The sequence below is a fragment of the Corallococcus sp. CA047B genome, from assembly GCF_003612065.1.
In the GTDB taxonomy this organism is placed as follows: Bacteria; Myxococcota; Myxococcia; order Myxococcales; family Myxococcaceae; genus Corallococcus; species Corallococcus praedator.
On the sequence record NZ_RAWD01000019.1, the window covers coordinates 20,776 to 36,368 of the forward strand.

Here is a 15,593-nt window from a genome sequence, read left to right on the forward strand (position 1 = left end):
AAGCGCCTGTTATTGATTCGCGAGTCAATCCACGCCGGAAACACCCCCCGAGTCACTTTCCGAGGACCAGCGATGCTCAATCCGTTCACCGAGGATCACGAGGCGTTTCGCAAGACGGTGCGCGCCTTCGTGGAGAAGGAGATGGCGCCGTACGGGCTGGAGTGGGATCGCGCGGGCATCTTCCCCCGCGAGCTCTTCAAGAAGTGCGGCGACCTGGGCTTCCTGGGCATCAACCACGACCCCAGGTTCGGCGGCAGCGGCCTGGACTACTGGTACGTGACGGCGTTCGCGGAGGAGCTGAGCCGCAGCCGCAACGCGGGCGTGAACATGGCGCTGCTGGTGCAGAGCCAGATGGCCACGCCCATCATCAACGAGATTGGAACCGACGAGCAGAAGCGCGAGTTCCTGGAGCCCGCGCTCAAGGGTGAGCGCATCGCGGCGCTGGGCGTGAGCGAGCCGGGGTGCGGCTCGGACGTGGCGAGCATCAAGACGACGGCGCGCCGGGACGGCGACGACTACGTCATCAACGGCTCCAAGATGTGGATCACCAACGGCACGCGCGCGGACTTCATCACGCTGGCGGTGCGCACCGGTGAGCAGGGCTACGGCGGCATCTCGCTGGTGACGTTCCCCACGGACGTGAAGGGGTTCAGCGTCTCCAAGAAGCTGGACAAGATTGGCAACCTGTCCTCGGACACGGCCATCCTCTACTTCGAGGACTGCCGCATCCCGGCGCGCTACGTGCTGGGCGAGGAGAACCAGGGCTTCTACCACGTGATGACGAACTTCCAGGGCGAGCGCCTGGTGGGGGCCATCACCACGGTGGGCGGCATGGACCGGATGCTGGAGGACGCCATCCAGTACGGCGGCGAGCGCGAGGCGTTCGGCCGGCCCCTCATCAAGTTCCAGGTGTGGCGCCACAAGTTCGTGGAGCACCTGGCGGCGGTGGAGGCGGCGCGGCGGCTCACCTACCACGCGGTGGACCTGTTCGACCGGGGGGAGAACCCGGTGAAGGAGGTCTCCATGGCGAAGCTGTTCGCGGGCGACCTCGCGCAGCGCGTGGCCTACGACTGCCAGCAGTTCTTCGGCGGCATGGGCTACATCGAGGAGACGCCCATCGCGCGGATGTGGCGGGACGTGCGGCTCATCACCATCGGCGGTGGCACCTCCGAAGTGATGAAGGAGATCATCTCCAAGCTGTACGGCTTCTAGTCGCTACTTCTTGCGGAAGAGGGACTCCGCGGCGCTGAGCAGCGCGTCGCGCGAGTCCTTCTGATGCAGGCCGCCTTCGCCCAACTGGAAGAGTTCGCAGAAGTTGGCCCCGTCCTTGTCGCGGGGCACCTCCGCGAAGGGCTCCTTGCAGGCCTTGGCCACGGACAGGTCGAAGTGCCGGCAGTTGCGGCACGAGCGCAGGTCCTCCTCACAGCCGGGGCACGCGTCGTTGCGCCCCACCTGGTTGGCGATGATGTCGAGCGTGCGTCCGCAGTGCGCGCAACCGGGCATGGCGAGGTCCTCCCCGTGAATGGGCCGGGGCGGCATCCTGCCAGAATGATGGGGCCTGGGGCCCTTCAGCGCTGGACGCTGGGCGTGAACGCCGGGGCGGGCAGCGACGAGGCTTCCTGGGGCCGGCGCAGCTCGCCGGTGGCGTCCAGCATCTGGTCGTCCAGCCGCTTGAGCAGGAAGAGGACGTAGGCGGACAGGGCGGACAGGACGGAGGCCATGATGCCCAGCAGCATGCCCCGCTGCCAGCGGTGGGCCTTCTCCATCACGCCCCGGCGCTCCTTGAAGGTCTTCAGCTGGGCGTCCACGGACGTCCCGTCCAGCTTCTGGGCGAAGTCGGAGGCCTGGGCGTTGCTCCGGGCCATCAGCCACCGCCCTTCCGCCTGGAGCGTTTCGGCGCGCGTGTAGCAGAACGCCGCTCCGCCCGCGAAGAGCAGGGAGATGGTCAAGGCCGCTGTCACGCTCCGGGTGCCCATGCCCTCAACCCTCCGGAATATCCGTTGGCGCGGACGCTGAACAGGCCGCGACTGCTCCGGCTTTCCGAAGACAGTAGCGGATGCTAGGGACGGGGTCTGACATGGGCAAGTCCTACCGTCCTAAAGACCACTATTTCCAGAAAGCCAAGCAAGAGGGCCTGCGCGCGCGGTCGGCCTTCAAGGTCGACGAAATCCTCAAGCGCTTCCCCACCTCCGTGAAGAAGGGCGCGGCGGTGCTGGACCTGGGGGCGGCGCCGGGCGGGTTCCTCCAGATTCTCGTGGACGCGGTGGGCGTCTCCGGGCGCGTCATCGGCGTGGACATCGTCGCCATCCGGCCGTTTTCGCAGAAGCAGGTGACGACGGCGGTGCTGGACGTGCTGGCGGACGACTTCGACGCGAAGCTGGCCGCGCTGTACGACGGGCCGTACGACGCGGTGATCTCCGACATGGCCCCCAAGACGTCCGGCATCAAGGGCACGGACGAGGCGCGCAGCCTGCGGCTGGCCGGCAAGGCGCTGGAGGTGGCGGCGGCGCGCGGCCGGGCCGGGGGCACGTTCGTGGCCAAGGTCTTCATGGGCGGCGACTTCGAGTCCTTCCGCGACGAGGTGCGTCGTCTGTACGAAGAGGTGAAGGTGGTGCGGCCGGAGGCCACGCGCGGCGCCAGCATGGAGGTCTACGTGGTGGGGCTGCGGCGCCGGGCCCCGGAGGCCCCCACGGCTCCAGTCGCTTCCTGACGCGAAGAGGGAACGCCCGAGGGGGTGGGCGGCGTCTAGAGTGCCGCCCATGTTTGAACCTTCGCGCCCGCGTGCGCTCGCCGTCCTGTTGTGCCTGCTGTCGTTCGCGCTGTTGCACCCCGTGTCCGCGCGGGCCCAGGCGAAGCCGCCCCCGACGTGGAAGGCCATCGACGCGCTCGTCGCGGACGACAAGGTGGAGTCCGCCGCGCAGGGGGCGGAGGCCCGGCTCGTCGCCGCGAAGCAGAAGAAGGACGCGGACGAGTGGACGCGCGCGCTGGTGCGCACCGTGCAGCTTCGCACGCAACTGCACGGCTACGAGACGGCGGTGCGCTTCCTGCGCGAGCAGCCCTGGCCGGACGACGCGCGGCAGCGGGCCACGCTGAACCTCTTCTACGCGGCGGTGCTCACGCACTACGTGGACGCGTACGGCTACGAAATCGGTCAGCGCGAACAGGTGGCCTCCTCGGGGCCGGTGGACCTGAAGGCGTGGACGAAGGACCAGTTGGTGACGGAGGCGCAGCGCGCGCAGGCCGCCGTCTGGGCGCTGCGCCAGGAGCTGGGCACCGAACCGGTGAAGGCGCTGGCGGAGTACATCCAGCCCAACACGTACCCGGCCGGCATCCGCTCCACGCTGCGCGACGCGGTGACGTACCTGTGGGTGGAGCTGCTGGAGCGCACGGACCTGTGGCGGCCGGAGCAGGCGCAGCAGGTGTACCGGTTGGAGCTGGGCGCGCTCCTTTCGGGCACGCCGAAGGTAGACTTGGTGGATCCGGCCGTGCATCCGCTGATGAAGGTGGCGGCGCTGCTGGGGGACCTGGAGGCGTGGCACCTGGCGGCGGGCCGGCGCGAGGCGGCGCTGGAGGCGCGGCTGCGGCGCTACGACGTCCTGACCACGTCCTTCACCGACGCCGCGGATCAACTGCGCGTGCGCGAGCACCTGGCCGCGCACCTGAAGGACTTCCGGGACGTGCCGTGGTGGTCGGTGGGACAGCTCCAGCTCGCGGAGCTGGAGGATGAGGCGGGACGGAAGGTGTCCGCGCACGCTGCGGCGAAGGCAGGGGCGGAGGCGTGGCCGAAGTCGTTCGGTGGCCTCCGCTGCGCCGCGAAGGTGAAGGCCCTGGAGGCGCCGGACCTGTCCGCCACGGTGATGGAGGTGGACGGCGCGGGCAAGCGCTCCCTGGAACTGCGCCACCGCAACGTGCCGACGGTCCACTTCCGGGCGTTCGCGCTGGATGTGGAGGCGAAGATCGCGAAGCCCGGGCAGGACCTGTCGCTCATCGCGTCGGGCGACGAAGTGCGCAAGATGGTCCGCACGCGAAAGCCGGAGGCGGTCTGGAGCACGGCGCTGCCGAAGACGACCGATTTCCAGACGCACCAGACCTTCGTCACGCCGCCGCCGCTCCAGCCCGGCGTGTACGCGCTGGTGATGTCCCTGCGCGAGGACTTCCGGGAGAAGGACAACAAGCTCGTCTCGGTGACGATGAACGTGTCGCCGTGGGCCGTGGTGGTCCGCCGGGTCGGTTCGGGGCGGGTGGAGGTGCGCGTGGTGGACGGCGCGACCGGGGCCGGCGCGCCGAACGTGGAGGCGCGGCTCGTCACGTCGGACTACCAGACGCGCCGCTTCAGCGTCGTCAACCGCCGTACGGATGAGCGCGGGGAGCTCACGCTCGAAGCGCAGGCCCGCGAGGACAACACGAACGGGATGCTGGTGCTGGGGCGCGGCAAGGGCGTGATGGTGTACCCGGGCTCGGTGTACCTGTACGCGGAGCGCCCCCCGTACACGCTGACGCAGACGCTGATCTACACCGACCGCGCCGTGTACCGGCCGCAGCAGAAGCTGTTGTGGAAGGTGGTGGCCTATCGCGCGGACGAGGGCACGAAGCGCCATCAGGTGCTGCCGGACGCGCCGGTGACGGTGTCGCTCAGCGATCCCAACGGGCAGGTGGTGGAGACCCGCGAGGCGCGCACCAACGCGTTCGGTTCGGTGGCGGGGGAGTTCACGGTGCCCTCGGGTCGTCCGCTGGGCCGGTGGCTCGTGCGGACGAGCCCCTCGGGCTACGCCGCCGTGCGCGTGGAGGAGTACAAGCGGCCCACCTTCGAGGTGACGCTGAAGGACGCGCCCGATTCGCTCCGCCTCAACCGCCCCGCGACGTTCAAGGGCGAGGCGCGCTACTTCTTCGGTCTGCCGGTGACGAGCGGCGCGGTGAAGTGGCGCGTGTCGCGGGAGCCGGTGCTGCCGCCCTGGTGGTTCTGGGAGCGCATCCCCACGTCGTCGCAACTGGTCGCGTCCGGGTCCGCGTCGGTGGGGGAGGACGGCGGCTTCTCCGTGGCCTTCACCCCGGAGGCGGACGAGCGGCTGGCGAAGACGCCGGGCGTGTCGTGGCGCTACCGCGTGGAGGCGGATCTGACGGACGAGGGCGGTGAGACGCGCTCCGCGAGCCGGGCCTTCCGGCTGGGCTTCGTGTCGGTGGAGGGCCGCGTGGAGGCGGACCAGGGCTTCGTCCGCGAGGACCTGCCGTCGGCCGTGCGCCTGGTGCGCTCGAACCTGGATGGGGCTCCGCAGGCCGGCGCGGGACGCTGGCGGCTTTTGGCCCTGAAGCAGCCCTCCCGTCCGCTGATGCCTTCGGAAGCGCCGGTCGTGACGCCGCGTCCGCTGGAGGCCTCGGTGCAGGAGCGCCGCGAGTCCTCGCCCACGCCGGGGGATGCGCTCAAGCCGCGCTGGGAGCAGGGCTTCGACGTGGCGTCGACGGTGCGGAGCTGGGAGGACGGCGCGGAGGTGGCCCAGGCGGCGGTGACGCACGGCGCGGATGGCGTGGCGGCCGTGAAGCTGCCGGCGCTGCGCGCGGGGGTGTACCGCCTGCGCTACGAGACGACGGATGCCTTCGGCCAGAAGGCCCTCGCGCAGCACGACTTCGTGGTCGCGGGCGCACGGGCCCCCACGGGGTTGCCGGCCCTGCTGATGGCGGAGCAGTCGTCTGTGCGGGTGGGTGACGTGGCGCGGCTGGTGGTGGCCTCCGGGTTCGAGGGCCAGCCGCTGGCGATGGACGTGTACCAGGGCTCCCGGCGCATCGAGCACCGCGTGCTGACCGCGGGGCAGGGCCGGGCCGTGGTGGAGATTCCGGTGACGGAGTCGCTGCGCGGGGGCTTCACGGTGACGCTGTCGATGGTGCGCGACTGGCAGCACCTGGGCTTCCAGCAGACGGTGACCGTCCCCTTCGACGACAAGGAGCTGAGCGTGGAGTTCGCCACCTTCCGCGACACGCTGCGGCCCGGCGCGAAGGAGACCTTCCGCGTGACGGTGAAGGGGCCGAAGGGCGCGAAGCTGGAGGCGGGGGCGGCGGAGGTGCTCGCGTACATGTACGATCAGTCGTTGGAGCTCTTCGGGCCGCACACGCCGCCCCAGGTGGCGCAGCTGTATCCCCAGACGTCGATGTCGGTCGACACCCGGTCGTCCGTGAACAGCAATGGGGCGGACTGGCTCTTCGACGACCTGGACCGGACCCGGTCCCTGGCGGATCCGGAGCAGGACCAGTTGAAGTTCGGCAGTGGCTACGGGCTGGGCGGCCCCGGCTACGGGCGGCGCGTCCGGTCCTCCCTGCCCATGTCGGTGGCACGCTCGCGGGAGGCGGACATGTCCGAGGAGGAGCGGTCTCCTGGGGCGCCTCCGCCTCCGCCGCCCCCTCCGGCCCCTTCCTCGGCGCCGAAGCCGGAGGCGAAGCTCCAGGCGAAGCGGTACTCCGTCATCGAGATCAACAACGCGCCGGAAGCGCCGCCGCCGCCGCTGCGCTCGAACTTCGCGGAGACGGCGTTCTGGATTCCGCAGCTCCTCACCGGGCCGGACGGCGCGGCGGTGCTGGAGTTCTCCGTGCCGGACTCGGTGACGGCGTGGAGCGTCTGGGTGCACGCGCTCACCCGCGACCTGAAGGGCGGCTCGCTGCAGCGCACGACCCGCAGCGTGAAGGAGCTGATGGTGCGCCCCTACCTGCCGCGCTTCCTGCGCGAGGGGGACCGCGCGGAGCTGGAGGTCGTGGTGAACAACGCGGGGGCGGGTCCCCAGCAGGGCCAGCTCACGTTCGACATCGTGGATCCGGACACGCAGAAGAGCCTGCTCGCGGACTTCGGCGTGAAGGTGGCCGCCCAGTCCTTCACGGTGGCGGCGGGGAAGGGGACGCACCTGAGGTTCCCCATCACCACGCCCGCGCGCGTGGGCCCGGTGGCCTTCCGCGTCGTCGCGAAGTCGGGCGCCTTCAGCGACGGCGAGCTGCGTCCGCTGCCGGTGTTGCCGGGGCGCATGCACCTGGCCCAGTCGCGCTTCGTGACGTTGCGCAACAACGACCGCAAGACGCTGACGTTCGAGGACCTGAAGCGCTCGGATGACCCCACGCGGGTGAACGAGCAGCTGGTCGTCACGGTGGACGCGCAGCTCTTCTATTCGGTGCTCCAGGCGCTGCCGTACCTGGTGGACTATCCCTACGAGTGCACGGAGCAGACGCTCAACCGCTTCGTGTCCTCCGGCATCGTCTCCAGCCTCTACGAGAAGCACCCGGCGGTGGCGAAGATGGCGAAGCAGATGAGCCAGCGGCCCACGCGCTTCGAGACCTGGGACTCGGTGGATCCGAACCGGAAGATGACGCTGGAGGAGTCGCCCTGGCTCACCGAGGCGCGGGGTGGAGGCGAGTCCGAGGACAAGCTGCTGCGGGTGTTGGACCCCAAGGTGGCGCAGGCGGAGCGCCAGGCGTCGATGGAGAAGCTGAGGAAGGCGCAGACGGCCTCTGGCGGCTTCCCCTGGTGGCCGGGCGGCCCGCCCTCGCCGTACATGACGGTCTACATCCTCCACGGCCTGTCGCGCGCGATGGAGCACGGGGTGGAGGTGCCTCCGCAGATGACCGCGCGGGCCTGGGCGTACCTGGCCACGCAGTTCCGGGCGGACTACGCCAACACGCTGATGAAGAAGGACGAGGGCTGGGAGTTCCTCACGTTCCTCAACTTCGTGGCGTCCTCGTACCCGGACGCGCGCTACACGGGCGAGGCGCTCACTCCGGCCGAGCGGCAGCGCATGCTCGACTTCTCCTTCAAGCACTGGAAGAAGCACGCGCCGTTCCTCAAGGGCTACCTGGCGCTCACGCTGCACCGCTCCAAGCGGACGCAGGACGCGCTGAAGGTCTGGGACAGCGTGATGGACTCCGCGAAGACGACGGAGGAGCTGGGGACGTACTGGGCGCCCGAGGACCGCAGCTGGCTCTGGTACAACGACACCACGGAGACGCAGGCGTTCGCGCTGCGCACGCTTTCGGAATTGCGCCCCAAGGACCCGCGGCGCGAGGGCCTGGTGCAGTGGCTGCTCCTGGACAAGAAGCTGGGCCACTGGAAGTCCACGCGCGCCACGGCGGAGGCGCTCTACGCGCTGGTGAACTACCTGGAGGCGGAAGGGGCGCTGGGCATCCGCGAGGAGCTGAAGGTGACGGTGGGGCCGAAGGTCGTGCCCATGGTCTTCTCGCCGGAGGTGTACACGGGGAAGAAGAACCAGGTGGTGCTCACCGGGCCGGAGGTGAAGCCCTCCACGGCGACCACGGTGGTGGAGAAGACGACGCCGGGCTTCGCCTTCGCCTCCGCGACGTGGCACTTCTCCACGGAGGAGTTGCCGAAGGAGGAGCGCGGGGACTTCTTCCACGTGTCGCGCCGCTACTTCGTGCGGGTGCGCGAAGGCAACCAGACGCTGCTGCGTCCGCTGGCCGAGGGCGCGAAGCTCCAGCCCGGTGACGAAGTGGAGGTGCAACTGTCGCTGCGCACGAAGCACGCGGCGGAGTACGTGCACCTGAGGGATCCGCGCGCCGCGGGCCTGGAGCCGGAGAACGCCGTCTCCCGCCACAAGTGGGACCTGGGCATCGTCTGGTACGAAGAGGTGCGCGACTCGGGGACGAACTTCTTCTTCGAAGCGCTGCCGGTGGGCGAGTACACGTTCAAGTACCGGCTGCGCGCCAACCTCGCGGGCACCTTCCGCGTGGGGCCGGCGACGGTGCAGTCCATGTACGCGCCGGAGTTCACCGCGTACTCCACGGGCGCGGTGCTCACCGTGGGCAAGGCCCCATAGTCCGTGGGCGGGGCAGGGGGCCGGCGCTCCTTCGGGGCGTCGGCCCGGCTACTCCGCGCAGGTGGCGGCGTCGTCCGTCGGGTGCAGCGTGGCGATGCCGTACGTGCCGTTGCGCGTGCCGCACCAGATGCGCCAGTTGCCGCCCCCGATGTCCGGCGCCGAGTACACGCCGCCCTCCTTCTTGGCCCCATCCCGGGCACAGCACCGGGCAAAGGCGCGCGTCCCGATGGTGGCGATGGAGACCGCGTCCTGCGTCGTGGAGAAGCCCCCGAGCCGCTTCACCCCGCAGGACCAGGGCGCGTTGCCCCGGAAACGGATCAGGTACTGCTCGCCGCGCAGGGCTTCCTCACCCTTGCCGGGGCCCTGGTAGCAAATCTTCCCCTCCGCCTCGAGCTGCGCGTAGCGCGGCAGGAAGTGGAGCCCGCCAATGGGCCCGCGCTGCCAGTCATCGCCGCAGAAGACGTGGGTGAACGCATTGCGCGGGCCGGTGCTCACCCACAGGCTCGTGAGCCATTCGAGGTTCGCCTGCCGGGAGCCCGTCCCCGGACGGCCCGCCGCGGAGAGCGCCCGCTGCACGCGGGCGTCGTCGTAGTGCTTCGCGAAGAAGCGCTGCACATCCCCCGCGCTCACGCTCGCATCGGGACGCGCCGGGCACAGGTCCAGCACCTCGCGATCCAACGCGGACAGGGCGGGGGCCTTGGCGAAGAGGGGCGCGTTCTCACAGGTGGTCTCGCACGCCGGTGCCTCGCCCTTCGCGGAGGCCGGAGGGGCCGCGCGGCTCGCGGGGGCCTGGACGGTGACGCTTCCTGTTTCGTCAAGCGTGGGGCTGCCCGCGCCCGCGCCCACTCCATCGGACAGCGATGTGCCACCGCCCCGGGCCGCCAACTGCTGCCGCGTGTTCGCGTGGTCCGCCCTCACGAGGGCGTCCATGTCGGGAGCCTTCTGCACGGCCTCCGTGGGCGTTCCATCGCAGAGCACCCAGCCCTCGGCCCTGGGGCCCTGGAGCTTGCACCACGCCCGGGCGGGGCCTCCCTTCTTCACGAGCGGATACGTCACGCCCGGTTCCACGGCGAAGACGACCTTGGAGGACTCCGGTTGCTCCACGGCGTCCACGCGTTCGTCGGAGACGAAGACTCCGCCCCCGGCCCAGACGGCGGGAGCCACGGAGAGGGCCAGGAAGAAGCAGGCGAGCGACCCGGAAAGGCGCATGGTGCGCGGGACTCTAACAGGAGCGCCCCGGGCCCGCTGTTCCCCGGTTGCGCCCGCCGCCCCGTCGGAGAATAAGGACCCCCGATATGAAACCGATGAATTTCCGAGGCCGGTGGGTGCTCATTACCGGTGCGTCGTCCGGCCTGGGGCTGGAGATGGCCCGTCTGCTCGCGAAGGAGCACGGCGCCCACATCATCGCCGTCGCGCGCCGCGAGGATCGGCTCCTCGCGCTCAAGGCGGAGCTGGAGGGCGCGCACGGCGTGCAGGTGCTGCCCCTCACCGCGGACCTCACGAAGCCCGGTGAGGCCGTGCGCGTGCATGCCGCCGCCGTGGAGGGGCGCGCCGTGGACGGCGTCATCCTCAACGCGGGCGTCACCTTCTTCGGCCACGTGCTGGAGCAGCCGCCCGAGTCCTTCGACACGATGCTCGCCACCAACGTCACCAGCGTGGTGCGGATGTCCCAGCTCTTCGCGGCGGACTTCGTAAAGCGGGGAGGGCAGGGGTCTCTGATGCTCGTCGCCAGCACGGCGGGCTTCGCGCCGCTGCCGTACCAGACGACCTACGCGGCGACGAAGGCGTTCGTCATCAGCTTCGGGCGGGGGATGGCCCAGGAGCTGCGCAAGTCAGGCGTGTCCATCACCGTCTTCGCGCCGGGTGGCATCGCCACGGAGATGCTGTCGCTGTCGGGCCTGGACCGGAAGTTCAAGGCGGGCGACCTGGGCATCATGTCCGCGGAGGCCTGCGCGCGCATCGCCGTGGACTCGATGGTGCACCGTCGCGAGCTGGCCGTGCCCGGGGTCCTCAACCGCTTCCTCGCCATGACGATGAAGCTGCTGCCCCACGGTTTCATGGCCCAGCGGGCCGCCGCGCTCTACGAGGGCGGGCTCCCGAAGGAGCCTCCCGCCCCCTGAGGCCGTCACGTCCCGGGGCTTCATGAGCCCCGGGGCGGAGGCTTCGCGGCTCAGGACAGCTTCACCCGCGCCACCTTCAGCTTGCCCACCTGCACGGTGTACTCGCCGGCCCCGAGCTCCGCCTTGGGGTCGGTGACCTTCTCACCGTTCACCCGGACGCCGCCCTGGGCCATCAGCTTGCGCGCTTCGGTGGCGGAGGCGACGAGCTTCGTCTCCGGCAGCAGCTTCGTCACCGGCAGCTTCTCCGCGCCCGCGAGCGACACCTCCACGAGCGGCAGTTCCTCCGTGGACAGTTCCTTCTTGGCGAAGCGCTTCTCGAAGTCCTCGGCCGCCTTGCGCCCGGCCTCCTGGCCCTGGAAGCGCGCGGCGATCTCCTGCGCGAACGCGACCTTGGCGGCCTTCGGGTGGAGGGCGCCGGACTTCGTCTGCTCCTCCATCTCCAGGACCTTCTTGAGCGGCACCGACGACAGCAGCTTGTAGTACCGCCACATCAGGTCGTCGGTGATGCTCATCAACTTGCCGAAGATGTTGTCCGCCGACTCGTCGATGCCCACGTAGTTGTCCAGGCTCTTGGACATCTTGTCGCCGGTGATGACGCCGTCGACGAGCTTCGCGTCCAGGCCCTCCAGGATGGGGCCCGTCATGATGACCTGCGGCTCCAGGCCCTCGTCCTTCATGAGCTGACGGCCCACGCCCAGGTTGAAGAGCTGATCCGTCGCGCCCAGCTCCACGTCCGCCTTCAGCGCCACGGAGTCATGGCCCTGCAGCAGCGGGTAGAGGAACTCGTGCAGCGAGATGGAGCGGTTCTCCCGGTAGCGCGTCTTGAAGTCGTCGCGCTCCAGCATGCGTTGCACGGAGTAGCGCGAGGCCAGGCGGATCATCCCCTCGGTGCCCAGCGCGTCGAGCCACTCCGAGTTGAACTTCACCACCGTCTTGTCGGGATCCAACACCTTGAAGACCTGCTGCTTGTAGGTCTCCGAGTTGGACTTCACCTCGTCGCGGGTGAGGGCCGGGCGCGTCGTGTTCTTCCCGGTGGGGTCGCCGATGAGGGCGGTGAAGTCACCGATGAGGAAGACCACCGTGTGCCCGAACTCCTGGAAGCGCCGCATGCGCGTCAACAGGAGCGAGTGGCCCAGGTGCAGGTCGGGACGACTGGGGTCGAAGCCCGCCTTGATGACGAGCGGCTTGCCCTTGTCGTACGAGCGCTGGAGCTTCTTCTTGAGGTCCTCCGGCACCTGCAAATCCACGGTGCCGCGAGTGACTTCTTCGTACTGCTCTTCGGGTGTCGCCTTGCGCAGTGCGTCCGGGTTCATGGCGCCGCGGACACTACCCGAAAGGCTCCAGGCAGGGCGGGACTTCGCGTCCGCCCCGCCCGGTCATGTCCGTCTGGCTGGCTGCCTCAGGTGTCCAGGAAGTCCCAGTCGCGGCTCAGGCCGCGCAGGGTCTGGCTCTCCGTGACGACCTGGTCCATGTCCACGTCGTCCTGGTTGGTGGGCAGCGCCTGGACGATCTGGTCGCTGAAGGCCAGGCCCACCCGCCGGCTGCGGGGACTGGCCGCCTTGAGGGTCGCGTCGTAGTAGCCGCCCCCGCGTCCCAGCCGCTTGCCGTCCGGGCTGAAGCCCAGGCCTGGCACCACGAACAGATCGATCTGGTCCACCGCGATCAGTTCAGAGGCGTTGGTGGGCTCCCGGACGCCCAGGCGTCCCGGCTCCAATTCGCTCTCCGACTTGATGGCCCGGAAGGCCAGGATGCGCCCGTGCACGTGGGACAGCGGATAGCAGACGATCTTCTCGTCCTGCAGGGCCGCGATGAGGATGTCCCGGGTGGGCACCTCGCCCCGGATGGGGGCGTAGAGCGCCACTGTTCGTGCCTTCTGATAGTAGGGTGAAGCCAGGAATCGAGACTGAACCTTCAGGCCTCGCTCATCGATGAGGTCGTTGGTCATCGCCTTTCGGCGCGCCGTCAGTTCCTCACGAAGCGATACCTTCTTCTCCGCCGCCCCCGCCGCCGTATCCACCGCAGTCTCGCTCACCGCCGCCGCTCCCCAAGAAAGAGTCCCCCGCCGAGCCGTGTGTCCAGCGTCCATTGAACCCTCGTAAGTCAGGTGGGGACCGAAATCATGTCACCGCAGGCTTCCCTCATCCCCGTGAAGGGGAGGGCTTGCACATGGCGACCGAAACGGACCCCGGAATGGACGTATCGGTTCGAATTTCTGCTGGGCATCACGAACCCCGCAGGGAACAGACCTTTACTAACGCAAATCTCGCTACAAGTCCTCAGAATTACTGGGAAATCCCAGGGCGTTCTTGGGAAAATGATAAGGATGGAGGAGCGTGCGGTCAAGCCGTCCTCGCGCGTTTACAACCGACCCCGTGGACTTCTATGATGTCCGGGCCCCTGACATGTCGCCCCCGACCACAACATTGGCTCTCGCGGCGGTTGTCTGCCTCGCCTCCGGATTCGCGTGGGCGGGCCCGGCCGTCAATGGCTCCTACCAGGGAGATGCCTTCGGACCCGTGGAGTTGCGCACGAGCGGGGACCAGCTGGTGGGGACGGCACCGGCCGGCGGACCCTGTCAGCGCCCGGTCGCCCAGCAGGTCCTGAACGGCTCCTTCCTGGGCAACGTCTTCATTGGTGACGTGACGCTCTGTCAGAAGGGCGACGCCTGCAGCGAGTCCGCCACCTATGCGGTCATGCTCTTCTACAACTTCGAGGAGCGGGCGCTGGGCGGGCTGGTGAAGATGGAGGGAGGCTGCGAGTCGGACCTCCTCAAGAACGGGATGCTGGTGCTGCGGGCCCTGGAGCAGGGCGCCTCCGCGCAGCCCGCGGCGGCCCCGGCCCCCGAGCGTCAGGTCCAGACACCGACGCCCGCCTCACCGTCGGGTTCGGCCGCGCAGGTGGCGGCGCAGCGCCGGCTGGAGGCAGTGGACGTGCCGGCCGCCCTGCGGCAGGGACAGCAGGCCCTGGCGGCGATGAATCCGCTCACGGCGTCGCAGCAGTTCCAACTGGTGCTGGCCCAGGAGAAGAACAACGCCACCGCGCTCACCGGCATGGCCGTGGCCCACTTCCTTCGCGACCAGAAGCCGGAGGCCCTCAAGTTCCTGGAGCAGGCGCGGGGCGTGGGCAACCAGCAGGCCCGGGCGGAGGCCTGGTTCTGGATGGCCTGCGTGAAGCGGGCGACCCAGGAGTCGAAGGTGGCCCAGGAAGCGCTGCGCCGGGCGGTGGTGGTCGAGGGTTGGTCGGCGCCGGAAGGCAACGCGCTGGTGGACCGGGAGCTGCTGCGGCTGTCGAACGAAGGCCCGAATTTCGACGCGCTGGTGAAGCAGGCCCGCGGTCGCAAGCGGGCCCAGGGTCGGGACTCGCAAGGAGCCGGAAGCGTCAGCCCGTGACCGTGCCGACCCCCGTCCCGAAGCCCATCAAGGTCTTCGGCAACTACGAAATCCTGTCGTTGCTGGGCAAGGGCGGCATGGCCCAGGTGTACCGCGCGCGCGTGCGCTCCGGGCCCCATGAGGGGTGGACGGTGGCGCTCAAGCGGCTGTTGCCCGCGCTCACCCGCGACCCCGCGTCGCTGGACCTGTTCGCGCGCGAGGCGCACCTGTCGCGCCAGCTGGACCATCCCAACATCGTGAAGGTGTTGGACGCGGGCATGCTGGAGGACATCTCCTTCCTGGTGATGGAGCTGGTGGACGGGCGCGACCTGGGCCACATCCTGCGTCGGTGCAAAGCGCGGGGGATTCCGCTGCCCATCGACTTCGCGGTGTACCTGGCCAAGGTGCTGCTGGAGGCGCTCGCGTACGCGCACACCGCCACCGGGCCCGAGGGCGAGCCGCTGGGCATCGTCCACTGCGATGTGTCCCCGTCCAACCTGTTCATCTCGCGGGTGGGGGAGATCAAGCTGGGCGACTTCGGCGTGTCCCGCGTGCTGGTGGACGGCAAGCTCCAGGGCGGTGAAGTGCTGGGCAAGCCGTACTACCTGTCCCCGGAGTCACTGCAGGGCGCGGTGACGCCGGAGGCGGACCTGTGGGCCGCGAGCGTCGTGCTCTACGAACTGCTCACGCTGGGGCGTCCCTTCAACGGCGCCTCGCCCGAGGAAGTGTTCGCGGGCATCCTGTCGCGCGACTACAAGCCGCTGAGCGTGGTGCGGCCGGATGTCCCCAAGGCGCTGGACGCGGTGCTGGCGCGCGCCTTCGCGGAGAACCCCGAGGACCGCTTCCCGTCCGCGGAGGAGTACGCGCTCGCCCTGTCGCCGCATTACGACGAGCGCGTGGGCACGCCCCTGGCCATCGCGGCGGTGGTGCGCGGCCTGTTCGGCACCACCGACCAGGTGCCGACGATTCCCGACTCCGCGCTCGGGCGCTCCGGCGAAAACGCCGAGTAGCCGGGCGGGCAGGTCCCTGTCGCGCGGGTCCCCGGACGGGAAGGGTCGCTGCGACCTTCGCACCGGATGATGACCTTTCCTCCCACCGGACCTCTGGGAGGACATGCATGGCGACCGAGCGAAAGCAGCAGCAGCCCGAACAGGACAAGCCGGCCCGCGAGACGCGGCGCGAGGACGAGCGTCTGCCGCCCAAGCGCGACGAGGCCAAGGAGGACGGCATGCCCGGCTACGGCCAGCCTGACCCGGACGTGCGCGAGAAGAGTCTGCCCGACCAGAAGTGGTGACCCCGCCCGC

The 15,593-nt window shown here is 69.6% G+C and carries 12 protein-coding genes and 1 other RNA gene; 7 read left to right on the plus strand and 6 right to left on the minus strand.

Annotated elements, in window-relative coordinates:
* Positions 1–72 precede the first annotated feature (72 nt).
* Positions 73–1,212: an acyl-CoA dehydrogenase family protein gene (locus D7X74_RS05505; protein ID WP_120531855.1), complete on the plus strand. Its 1,140-nt coding sequence runs from the start codon at positions 73–75 to the stop codon at positions 1,210–1,212.
* Positions 1,213–1,215: 3 nt separating this feature from the next.
* On the opposite strand, the gene D7X74_RS05510 is transcribed toward D7X74_RS05505, so the two are convergent.
* The gene (locus D7X74_RS05510; protein ID WP_120531879.1) at positions 1,216–1,503 is read right to left on the minus strand and encodes a hypothetical protein; all 288 of its coding nucleotides are present in this window, start codon (positions 1,501–1,503) and stop codon (positions 1,216–1,218) included.
* Positions 1,504–1,568: 65 nt separating this feature from the next.
* Positions 1,569–1,976 (minus strand): hypothetical protein, encoded by a 408-nt coding sequence (locus D7X74_RS05515; RefSeq protein WP_120531856.1) that lies wholly within the window; start codon positions 1,974–1,976, stop codon positions 1,569–1,571.
* Positions 1,977–2,056: 80 nt separating this feature from the next.
* Here D7X74_RS05515 and D7X74_RS05520 point away from each other — a divergent pair, with 80 nt between their 5' ends.
* Together D7X74_RS05520 and D7X74_RS05525 are read left to right on the plus strand one after the other, a co-directional pair.
* Entirely contained in the window at positions 2,057–2,710 is a 654-nt protein-coding gene (locus D7X74_RS05520) for an RlmE family RNA methyltransferase (RefSeq protein WP_120531857.1), read from the plus strand.
* Between the two features lie 49 nt (positions 2,711–2,759).
* The gene (locus D7X74_RS05525; protein ID WP_120531858.1) at positions 2,760–8,801 is read left to right on the plus strand and encodes an alpha-2-macroglobulin; all 6,042 of its coding nucleotides are present in this window, start codon (positions 2,760–2,762) and stop codon (positions 8,799–8,801) included.
* A 48-nt stretch (positions 8,802–8,849) separates the two neighbouring features.
* On the opposite strand, the gene D7X74_RS05530 is transcribed toward D7X74_RS05525, so the two are convergent.
* Entirely contained in the window at positions 8,850–10,010 is a 1,161-nt protein-coding gene (locus tag D7X74_RS05530) for an EndoU domain-containing protein (protein WP_120531859.1), read from the minus strand.
* A gap of 86 nt (positions 10,011–10,096) precedes the next feature.
* Between D7X74_RS05530 and D7X74_RS05535 the strand changes: the two genes are divergently transcribed.
* Positions 10,097–10,921, plus strand: coding sequence for an SDR family oxidoreductase (locus tag D7X74_RS05535; RefSeq protein WP_120531860.1), 825 nt, complete (start codon positions 10,097–10,099; stop codon positions 10,919–10,921).
* Positions 10,922–10,971: 50 nt separating this feature from the next.
* Here the strand turns inward: D7X74_RS05535 and tyrS are convergent, their stop codons facing one another.
* From tyrS to ssrS, 3 genes are all read right to left on the minus strand, one after another.
* The gene (gene tyrS, locus D7X74_RS05540; RefSeq protein ID WP_120531861.1) at positions 10,972–12,234 is read right to left on the minus strand and encodes a tyrosine--tRNA ligase; all 1,263 of its coding nucleotides are present in this window, start codon (positions 12,232–12,234) and stop codon (positions 10,972–10,974) included.
* Between the two features lie 86 nt (positions 12,235–12,320).
* Positions 12,321–12,953, minus strand: a complete 633-nt coding sequence (locus tag D7X74_RS05545; protein WP_120531862.1) for a 5-formyltetrahydrofolate cyclo-ligase — start codon at positions 12,951–12,953, stop codon at positions 12,321–12,323.
* Between the two features lie 20 nt (positions 12,954–12,973).
* Positions 12,974–13,164: non-coding RNA, 6S RNA (gene ssrS, locus D7X74_RS05550), on the minus strand.
* A gap of 159 nt (positions 13,165–13,323) precedes the next feature.
* On the opposite strand from ssrS, the gene D7X74_RS05555 reads away from it, so the two are divergent.
* The 3 genes from D7X74_RS05555 (at position 13,324) to D7X74_RS43610 (ending at position 15,583) form a co-directional block, all read left to right on the plus strand.
* Positions 13,324–14,310, plus strand: a complete 987-nt coding sequence (locus D7X74_RS05555) for a hypothetical protein (protein WP_147446481.1) — start codon at positions 13,324–13,326, stop codon at positions 14,308–14,310.
* Positions 14,307–15,299 (plus strand): serine/threonine-protein kinase, encoded by a 993-nt coding sequence (locus D7X74_RS05560; protein WP_120531864.1) that lies wholly within the window; start codon positions 14,307–14,309, stop codon positions 15,297–15,299. Before D7X74_RS05555 ends, D7X74_RS05560 begins: the two co-directional genes overlap by 4 nt.
* A 107-nt stretch (positions 15,300–15,406) precedes the next feature.
* Complete coding sequence (locus tag D7X74_RS43610; RefSeq protein ID WP_199741771.1) at positions 15,407–15,583, plus strand: hypothetical protein; 177 nt, start codon at positions 15,407–15,409, stop codon at positions 15,581–15,583.
* The last annotated feature ends 10 nt before the right edge of the window (positions 15,584–15,593 follow it).

What these genes read in the sequence shown, in the direction of transcription:
- D7X74_RS05515 (WP_120531856.1), bottom strand. Translation starts at nt 1,976, where the DNA reads ATGGGCACCCGGAGCGTGACAGCGGCCTTGACCATCTCCCTGCTCTTC.
- D7X74_RS05535 (WP_120531860.1), top strand. Translation starts at nt 10,097, where the DNA reads ATGAAACCGATGAATTTCCGAGGCCGGTGGGTGCTCATTACCGGTGCG.
- D7X74_RS05525 (WP_120531858.1), top strand. Translation starts at nt 2,760, where the DNA reads ATGTTTGAACCTTCGCGCCCGCGTGCGCTCGCCGTCCTGTTGTGCCTG.
- D7X74_RS05505 (WP_120531855.1), top strand. Translation starts at nt 73, where the DNA reads ATGCTCAATCCGTTCACCGAGGATCACGAGGCGTTTCGCAAGACGGTG.
- D7X74_RS43610 (WP_199741771.1), top strand. Translation starts at nt 15,407, where the DNA reads ATGGCGACCGAGCGAAAGCAGCAGCAGCCCGAACAGGACAAGCCGGCC.
- D7X74_RS05555 (WP_147446481.1), top strand. Translation starts at nt 13,324, where the DNA reads ATGTCGCCCCCGACCACAACATTGGCTCTCGCGGCGGTTGTCTGCCTC.
- D7X74_RS05530 (WP_120531859.1), bottom strand. Translation starts at nt 10,010, where the DNA reads ATGCGCCTTTCCGGGTCGCTCGCCTGCTTCTTCCTGGCCCTCTCCGTG.
- D7X74_RS05520 (WP_120531857.1), top strand. Translation starts at nt 2,057, where the DNA reads ATGCTAGGGACGGGGTCTGACATGGGCAAGTCCTACCGTCCTAAAGAC.
- tyrS (WP_120531861.1), bottom strand. Translation starts at nt 12,234, where the DNA reads ATGAACCCGGACGCACTGCGCAAGGCGACACCCGAAGAGCAGTACGAA.
- D7X74_RS05510 (WP_120531879.1), bottom strand. Translation starts at nt 1,503, where the DNA reads ATGCCCGGTTGCGCGCACTGCGGACGCACGCTCGACATCATCGCCAAC.